The organism is Nocardia sp. JMUB6875 (genome assembly GCF_041154655.1).
Taxonomy (GTDB): domain Bacteria; phylum Actinomycetota; class Actinomycetes; order Mycobacteriales; family Mycobacteriaceae; genus Nocardia.
On sequence record NZ_BAAFGR010000321.1, the window covers coordinates 1 to 4140 of the forward strand.

The following is a 4140-nucleotide window of genomic DNA, read 5'->3' on the forward strand; positions in this document are numbered from 1 at the left end:
ACCCGCTGGAAAGCGGCGTTGAACGCCTTCGACATCACCTTCGACGGCCGACTCACCGCCGGACGGAACTAACCCAATCAACCCGAGTTACACCGTTATCTGGACAGACCCCCGCGGACCGGAACGGGTGTGTTCGCTCCGTGTCGATCACCTCGGTTTCGGCGCACGTGTTCCGGACCGGTCCAGCGGTGGTGTTGTTGTCGGAGCGGCGGGATAGGTTCTGCCAGAACCGAAGAGATGAAGATGGGTTGTGGCTGACGACTTCTGGGCCGAGCTGTTAGCCGAATCAGCGCTCAGAGAAGAGCGGAACCTCACAGCGCTGCTTGTCGGTGCCGGTGGGTAGGACTTGGCATGTCGACGCAAGGTGCTGTCGGGAAGGCGAAAAACGGTGGGTGCACGTAACCAGGCTCAATGGACCAAGCAGATCATCACCCGATTGACGGGGGCGATGGGGGCAGAAGGCTTCGCGGTCTGCGCGCCATCGCAGAGGTGGCCCGCCACCGGGAGGCTTCTGTGGACGGAGATCTATTTCGGTCCGACGAACGAGTCCATCCCCAGAATGACCTCGACTGTCGATGCCCACATCGAGCGTCACCGCGATGGCGGCCTTCGCCTCGAAGGAACCGCGCGGATCGGATCGCCAGCGGTTGATAAGGTCATGCGTGACATGCCCGGTGATGGGCCGAGTTATGGCGACATCGATCGTGGGCGCTTCGATCTGTTGGATGTTTCGGCGAAGCCGCCGGTGATGTCGATCGATTTCGACGCCGAACTCGAGGTGTCGGTGGCGCAGTACATGGAGTATGTCCGTGGCCCGGTGCGTGAGTGGTTCGCCAAACGGTCCACGTTCCCCGCTCTGCTCGAGACGGCGCGTGAGCCGACCATCGCGCCGTGGGAGACGAATCCAGATCCGACGCTGCTGCGTGGAACGGTCGTGCTGTGCGTGCTGGACGGCCGGGTGCAGGATGCGGCGTCGTTGATGCGGTGGTATCTGTCGCGGGAACAGTTCCACCGGTGGGATTCCCACGAGGACGCCTCCGCGTTCGACGCCGCGATGCGGGAACGCTTCCCTGCTTACGCTTCCCATCGGTCCAACTAGTCGCAGTGTGCCCGCACAAACATCCGCTTCTGCCGCGACCAGTGCGGTTCGAAACGGCCGAACGGTCGGGCGCCGCGAGGCGCGGGTTCGAGTCGGCCAGCGCCGTCCTGCGGAACGTCGACGGCTCGAAGCGAACTCGCTGTGGTCAGTGCGCGGTGATGCCGAAGTCGGCGCTCGCGCAAGGGGCTTGGCGGCCGACATGGCACGCAAGCCAAGACTATGAAGCCCGCGACTGCGGCTGGGCCTGATGGGTGCACGGTAGGGACTCGCGTTGCTGCTGTGACCTGTCGGTTTCAAGGTCTGGACGGCGGCCCGGGCGGGATCGGGAAGGTCGATCGATCGGGGCGGGTTTCGGGCTTCGTACTCGTTGACGAGTTCGATAGAACTGCCGTGCCCCGGGCTCGGTGGGGTTGCCACCGCCCAGGATTGGACAAAGGCGAGGAGGTCGTCGTTGACCGCCTGAGGCCGCGCCGATGACCGTGAGTTCACCGCGGTCATACTGGTACAGCCCTCGCCGGGGTGCACGGCCTTCGGGTCGGCGGTGTTAGTTTGTGGTCGTGAGCGTGGAGTCGGCCGGTGGTGTCGAGCAGCGTCTGTCCGATTCACCGTATGTCGAGCGGGTCTATCGGGCCGGGGCGGTCGCCGGGGTGGTGCCGGCGCGGATGCGGTCGGTGGCCAATTCGAACTGGGAGCTCGTCGTGTGGCGCGACGGCGGGGAGACGCACGTTTCGGTTCGCGGGCCGGAGACCGGCCCCACGGTGCTCGAGCTGGGGCCGAGTACGGGCGAAACACTGGGGATCATCTTCCGGCACGGGGCATTTCTGGCGCCGATGCCGGTGTCGGCGCTGGTCGACACCGCGGTGTCGAGTCCACACACCACCGCTCGCTCATTCGTGTTGCAGGGCCAGGAGTGGGAAATTCCGGACTACGACAACGCTGGCACCTTTGTGGACCGCCTGGTTCGCGCTGGACTGCTGGTGCGTGATCCGCTGGTCACCGACGTACTTCGTGGTGATACGACAACTTTGGTCACTCCCCGGTCGGTGCAGCGGCGGGTGGCGGCGGCGACCGGTTTGACGCAGGGTGCGATCAGGCAGATCGAGCGGGCCAGACAGGCCGTATTGCTGTTGCGGCAAGGGATCCCGGCGATCGAGGTGGCCCAGCGGACCGGCTACCACGACCAGCCGCACCTCGCGCGCTCGATGACCCGGTTCATCGGCCGCACGGCATCCCAACTTCGGTACGCCGACAGCGATGAGATGCTGTCGCTTCTGTACAAGACCGAGACCGAGGTGCGCCCTTAGGTTTTGTGGTGTCGCCGGGACGCCCGGCACACCGAAAACCCTTGGAGGGGCACGTCATGGCATTCACTCAGATCTACGTCAACCTGCCGGTCACCGACCTGGAGGCGAGCAAGAAGGTGTACACGGCGCTGGGCGGCACGATCAATCCGGACTTCACCGGCGACACCTCCGCCCAGGTGGTCTTCGCCGAGGCGATCGTGGTGCAGCTGATGACGCGTGAGACGTTCGCGACCTTCACCAAGCGAGACACCGCGGATGGTCCGATCGAGGTGATCAACGCGCTGGCCGTCGGATCGCGTGCAGACGTGGACCGCTTCGCCGACGCGGCGCTGGCGGCGGGCGCCACCGAACCGCGGGAGGCTCAGGACATGGGCTGGCTCTACAACCGGGCGGTCGACGACCCGGACGGCCACAGCTGGGAGCTGCTGGCCTACAACCCCGGCGCCCCGGGCGACGACGCGACGACCGGCCAGGAGTGATGGGCCGGCGTTCGGGGGGCGGTCAGTCGCGGTCGACGTGTTCGACCGACCCTGACCGCCCCGCGCCCGGTGGGGTTGTCGGAGTTCAGGATTGGATGAAGGCGAGGAGGTCGGCGTTGATGGTGGCGGCCTCGGTGGTGGGCATGCCGTGCGGGAAACCCGGGTAGGTCTTCAGGGTGCTGTTGGGGAGCAGTTCTGCCGAGCGGATGCCGGTGTTCTCGATCGGGACCACCTGGTCGTCTTCGCCGTGCAGGACGAGGGTGGGGATGGTGATCTTGGTGAGCTCCTCGGTGAAGTCGGTCTGGGAGAAAGCGACCACACCGTCGTAGTGGGCCTTGGCGCCGCCCGCCATGCCCTGGCGCCACCAGTTGGCGATCACGCCCTCCGACGGCTGGGCGCCGGGGCGGTTGTAGCCGTAGAACGGGCCCTCGGCGAAGGTGCGGAAGAAGTCGGCGCGGCGGGTGGCGACCTGCTCCTGGATGCCGTCGAAGACCGACTTGTCCAGGCCGCCAGGGTTATTCGCGGTCTTCACCATGATCGGCGGGACGGCGCTGATCAGGACGGCCTTGGCGGCGCGGTCCTGGCCGTGGCGGGTGAGGTAGCGCACGACCTCGCCGCCGCCGGTGGAGTGGCCGATGTGCACCGCGTTCGACAGGTCGAGGTGGTTGACGACGGTGGCGAGATCGTCGGCGTAGTGATCCATGTCGTGGCCGTCGGCGACCTGGGCGGAACGGCCGTGGCCGCGGCGGTCGTGAGCGATCACCCGGAAACCCTTGGAGACGAAGAACATCAGCTGGGCGTCCCAGTCGTCGGATGACAGGGGCCAGCCGTGGCTGAAGACGATGGGCTGCCCGCTACCCCAATCCTTGTAGTAGATGTCGACGCCGTCGGACGTGGTGACGAAAGGCATTTGAGACTCCTCGCGATCGGATATTCGATGCGCAGCCTGGAGCAATCGCTGCCGGATCAGTGTGCGTGGGTTACGGGGCGGCGCGCCCTGCCCTACGGGCCACGAATGCCGCGATTTCGGCCATCGATCGGGTCAGAGGACCTTCACGATGGCGGGGACCACTTTCTGGATGACGACCTCGGGGGAGCGGTCGGTCCAGGTCTGGAAGGCCTGGGTGGTGGCGGGGTCGTCGATGATGACCAGCTTGGCGTGGGTGGTCGAGGAGGTGAAGGAGCTGGGGAGGCCTCGGAAGCCGCCGTTGGCCGCCTGCTTGTCGGTGCGGACGATGATGATCACGTCGATGTCGGG

At 66.1% G+C, this 4140-nt stretch carries 4 protein-coding genes and 1 pseudogene; 3 read left to right on the forward strand and 2 right to left on the reverse strand.

Annotated features, from left to right (window positions below; all coding sequences use genetic code 11):
* The first annotated feature begins 388 nt into the window (after window positions 1-388).
* From ACAM49_RS39080 to ACAM49_RS39090, 3 genes are all read left to right on the forward strand, one after another.
* Window positions 389-1099 carry a hypothetical protein gene (locus ACAM49_RS39080; protein ID WP_369640554.1) on the forward strand — a complete coding sequence of 237 codons (711 nt, stop codon included), beginning with the start codon at window positions 389-391 and terminating at the stop codon, window positions 1097-1099.
* 557 nt (window positions 1100-1656) lie between these two features.
* Complete coding sequence (locus ACAM49_RS39085) at window positions 1657-2403, forward strand: helix-turn-helix domain-containing protein (protein ID WP_369640555.1); 747 nt, start codon at window positions 1657-1659, stop codon at window positions 2401-2403.
* Window positions 2404-2459: 56 nt separating this feature from the next.
* A complete protein-coding gene (locus tag ACAM49_RS39090) occupies window positions 2460-2882 on the forward strand; it encodes a VOC family protein (protein ID WP_369640556.1) in 423 nt (140 codons plus the stop codon).
* A gap of 85 nt (window positions 2883-2967) precedes the next feature.
* Here the strand turns inward: ACAM49_RS39090 and ACAM49_RS39095 are convergent, their stop codons facing one another.
* Both ACAM49_RS39095 and ACAM49_RS39100 read right to left on the reverse strand, forming a co-directional pair.
* Window positions 2968-3792 carry an alpha/beta fold hydrolase gene (locus ACAM49_RS39095; RefSeq protein ID WP_369640557.1) on the reverse strand — a complete coding sequence of 275 codons (825 nt, stop codon included), beginning with the start codon at window positions 3790-3792 and terminating at the stop codon, window positions 2968-2970.
* A 132-nt stretch (window positions 3793-3924) separates the two neighbouring features.
* Window positions 3925-4140: pseudogene (locus tag ACAM49_RS39100) on the reverse strand (serine/threonine protein kinase); the annotation flags it as partial.